This window comes from Streptomyces synnematoformans (assembly GCF_039531005.1).
In the GTDB taxonomy this organism is placed as follows: Bacteria; Actinomycetota; Actinomycetes; order Streptomycetales; family Streptomycetaceae; genus Streptomyces; species Streptomyces synnematoformans.
In genome coordinates this window covers 1-4,031 of sequence record NZ_BAAAPF010000458.1, presented here as the reverse complement: position 1 = coordinate 4,031, position 4,031 = coordinate 1, and the positions used below count along the sequence as shown (strand labels likewise).

Annotated in this window: 3 protein-coding genes; 1 reads left to right on the top strand and 2 read right to left on the bottom strand. The window is 77.1% G+C overall.

Annotated elements, in window-relative coordinates; translation table 11 throughout:
• Positions 1–301: 301 nt before the first annotated feature.
• Complete coding sequence (locus tag ABD317_RS34305) at positions 302–925, bottom strand: helix-turn-helix transcriptional regulator (RefSeq protein ID WP_344295343.1); 624 nt, start codon at positions 923–925, stop codon at positions 302–304.
• The gene (locus ABD317_RS34300; RefSeq protein ID WP_344295340.1) at positions 922–2,091 is read right to left on the bottom strand and encodes a threonine synthase; all 1,170 of its coding nucleotides are present in this window, start codon (positions 2,089–2,091) and stop codon (positions 922–924) included. The genes ABD317_RS34305 and ABD317_RS34300 overlap by 4 nt, the downstream gene beginning before the upstream one ends.
• A 172-nt stretch (positions 2,092–2,263) precedes the next feature.
• Here ABD317_RS34300 and ggt point away from each other — a divergent pair.
• Positions 2,264–4,031: gamma-glutamyltransferase (gene ggt / locus ABD317_RS34295; protein ID WP_344295337.1), on the top strand; the 1,768-nt coding region annotated here is incomplete at its 3' end.

Here is a 4,031-nt window from a genome sequence, read left to right as displayed (position 1 = left end):
GGACGAGCACCCGGCCGGCGCGGTCCTGCACCACGGCGGTCGCGGTCACCGCGGGCCCGTGTGCCGCGTCGGTGTGCGAGGGCGGGCTGTCCGGGTCTGCGACGGTGCCGGCGGTGGTGAGCATGGGCGGCTCCTCGGGTCGGTACGAACGGCGGAGGGCGGGCGGCGGTCGCCCGCGGCCGCGCCTCCCGCCAGGGCACACCTCCATCGTCAGCCTCGGCCGCCCGCCGTCCGCGCGCATCCAGAGCGGGGCCGAACGGGGTCGAACGGGGCCGTGGGCATGTCCCGTTCGGCCCCCGCGTCACCGCAGGTCGTTGTAGACGGTCGAGCGCGACACGCCCAGCAGGCCGGTGACCAGCCGGACCGCGTTCTTCACCTCCAGCAGGCCCCGCTCGCGCAGGTCGCGCACCAGCTCGCGGCGGTCGGCGGCGCCCAGCGCCCGCGGCGTCTGCCCGCGCGCGGCGGCGAACTCCTCCACCGCCGCGCGCAGTTCGTCCGCCGTACGCGCCCGCAGGGTCTCGGTCAGCGGCAGGCCGGGGTCCTCGACGGCGGTCAGCCGGGTGAGCGTGCCGGCCGCGCGGTCCAGGACGGAGACGTCGAGGTTGAGGCAGAGGGCGGCGACGTAGGCGCCGGCCGAGTTCCGGATGCCGATGGACGTGCTCTTCGCGGGGCGGCCGTCGGGGAAGCGGTTCGGATAGTTCTGGATGACCTCGGGGTAGTCCGGGTCCTCGATGCGGGCGAGGCCCAGCTCGGTCGCGGGATCGCCGGGGGCGCGGCCGGAGAGGGGGTTCTCGATCGTACGCACCGCGTGCCCCGGGTCGCGCAGGTCGTGCAGGACGACCTCGCAGACTCCGGGGAACATCCGGCCCAGCGCGGTGACGATCTTCTCGGCCTCGCGCAGCAGCAGTTCGTCCTCCGCGCTCACGCCCCGCCCCCGAACATCCCGGCCAGCACCGGCGCCGCCTTCAGCCCGGTGCCGGTGAGCAGCACGGCCGTCGTCTCGCCGGGCCGGACGGCGCCGCGGGCCCGGAAGACGTCGACGGCAGCGGCGGCAGTGGCGCTGGTCGGCTCGGCGTACAGCCCGAGGGCGGCGAGGCCGGCGACGGCGGCGCGGATGCCGTCCTCGCCGACGGCCGCCATGTCCCCGCCGGAGCGGTGCACGGCGCGCAGCACCTCGGGCAGCCGGACGGGCTCGCGGATCGCGGCGCCCTCGGCGATGGTGGGGGCGAAGTCGGCGGGAGTGGGGGTGCCCCCGCCAACGGGGGTGTAGCCGGCGGGGGAGGGCCCGTCGGCGCCGGCGCGGAAGCTGGCGTGGATCGGGGCGCAGTTGGCGGGCTGGGCGGCGAGGATCCGGGGGCGGCGGCGGATCCGGCCGGCGGCGAGGAGTTCGCCGAAGCCGGCGTCGAGGCCGAGCACGGTGCTGCCGGCGCCGGCGACGGTGACGACGCAGTCGGGCGCGGCGAAGCCGAGGTCCTCCCAGAGTTCGTAGGCGAGCGTCTTGGTGCCCTGGAGGAAGAGCGGGTGCCAGTTGTGTCCGGCGTACGGGACGGCGGCGGAGCGGCGGACGGCCTCGGCGGCGGTGGCGTCCCGGCCGCCGGGCACCAGCTCGACGTCGGCGCCGTACGCGCGGGCCTGCAGCACCTTCGCCGGGGAGGTGCCCTCCGGGGCGAGGATGCGGGCGCGGATGCCGGCGGCGGCGCAGTAGGCGGAGACGGCGGCGCCGCCGTTGCCGGAGCTGTCCTCGACGACCTCGCGGACGCCGCGGTGGGCGAGCGCGGAGATCATGACGCTGGCGCCGCGGTCCTTGAAGCTGCCGGTGGGGCCGTACCACTCCGGCTTGAAGAGCACGTCCGTGCCGTTCCAGCGGCGGGCGAGCAGCGGGGTGCGGCCCTCGCCGAGGGAGACGGGCGCGTCGATGCCGAAGGGCAGGGCGGCGCGGTAGCGCCACAGGGAGCGCTCGCCGGTGTCGATGTCGTCCCTGCCGATCCCGGGCACGCCGCCGACCTGCAGCGGGGTGCCGTCGTCGGCGCGCCAGCGGAGGGCGTCGAAGGGGTACGTACGGCCGGAGCGCTCGTCCACCAGATGAGTCATAGTGTCCAAGTCTAGACGATCCGTCCAACCGGGTTCGGTGCGGAGCGGCCCGGCGCCGAGCGGCGTTCGCCGAGCGGATCGGTCGGGACGGCACGGCACGCCCCGGTGACGAGGACCGTCGCGGTCACGACAATGGGCCGGGTCGTGACCCCCACCCGTCCGGGAGGCACCCATGCGGCCCCGCGCCACCGTCCCCCTCGCCCTCGCCGCGGTCCTCGCCACCGCCGTGGCCGCCGCCCCGCCGACGGCCGCCCGGCCGGACGCGCCCGCGCCGCCGAAGTCACCGGTGGCGACGGGCTACGGCGGCGCCGTGGCCAGCGTCGACGCCGACGCCACCGCCGTCGGCATCGAGGTGCTGCGCGACGGCGGCAACGCGGTCGACGCCGCCGTCGCCACGGCCGCCGCGCTCGGCGTCACCGAGCCGTACTCGGCGGGCATCGGGGGCGGCGGCTACTTCGTGTACTACGACGCGAAGAGCGGCCGCGTCGCCACCCTCGACGGCCGCGAGACGGCCCCCCGCACCGCAGACGAGGACCTCTTCGTCGAGGACGGCGCGGCGATCCCGTTCACCGAGGCGGTGACCAGCGGCCTGTCCGTCGGCGTGCCCGGCACGGCGGCGACCTGGGAGCAGGCGCTGCGGCGGTGGGGCACCTCCTCGCTCGGCGACGCGCTGGCGCCGGCGACGCGGCTGGCCGCCGAGGGCTTCACGGTGGACGAGACGTTCCGCGCGCAGACCGCCGCCAACGAGGCGCGCTTCCGCGACTTCCCCGCCACCCGGGAGCTGTTCCTGCCCGGCGGCGAGCTGCCCGAGGTGGGCAGCACGCTGCGCAACCCCGACCTGGCCGGCACCTACGCGCGGCTCGCCGACGCGGGCACCCGGGCGCTGTACCGCGGCGACCTGGGCGCGGACGTGTCCGCCGCCGTCCGCCGCCCGCCCGTCGACCCGGACGCCGACCGGGTCGTACGCCCCGGCGACCTGCGCCCCGCCGACCTGCGCTCCTACCGCGTCGCCCGGCAGCAGCCGACCCGCGTGGGCTACCGCGGGCTCGACGTCTACGGCATGGCGCCGTCGTCGTCCGGCGGCACCACCGTCGGCGAGGCGCTGAACATCCTGGAGGGCACCGACCTGGGCGAGTCGTCCGAGACCCAGTACCTCCACCGCTTCCTGGAGGCGTCCCGCATCGCCTTCGCCGACCGCGGCCGCTGGGTGGGCGACCCGCGCTTCTCGAAGGTGCCGACGCGGGGGCTGCTCTCCCAGTCGTACGCGGACTCCCGCGCCTGCCTGATCTCCCCCGACTCCGTGCTGCCCAGCCCGCTCGCCCCGGGCGACCCGCGCCGCCCGGACGGCAGCTGCGAGGCGGCGCGGGCGCCGGCGGGCACGTCGTACGAGGGGCCGAGCACCACGCACCTGACCACGGCCGACAAGTGGGGCAACGTCGTCGCGTACACCCTCACGATCGAGCAGACCGGCGGCAGCGGCATCACGGTGCCCGGCCGCGGCTTCCTGCTCAACAACGAGCTGACGGACTTCTCCTTCACCCCGTCCGTGCCGGGCGTGCCCGACCCGAACCTGCCGAGGCCGGGCAAGCGGCCCCGGTCCTCGATGTCGCCGACGATCGTCCTCGACGACGGCGAGCCGCTGCTGGCGACCGGCTCACCGGGCGGCTCGACCATCATCACCACCGTGCTGCAGGTGCTGACCGGGCGGCTGGACCGCGGGCTGACCCTGCCGGAGGCGATCGCGGCGCCGCGCGCGGCCCAGCGCAACACCGCCGCGACGACGGCGGAGCCGGCGTTCCTCGACCTGCCGGCCGGCGCGGAACTGACGGCGCTGGGGCACCGGTTCGCCGACGGCGGCGAGATCGGCGCGGCGACCGGCGTGGAGCGGCTGCCGGACGGGCGCTGGGTCGCGGCCGCGGAGCCCGAGCGCCGCGGCGGGT

Excerpts from the sequence above, each read along its gene's own strand:
- ABD317_RS34300 (WP_344295340.1), bottom strand. The coding sequence starts at position 2,091 with ATGACTCATCTGGTGGACGAGCGCTCCGGCCGTACGTACCCCTTCGAC.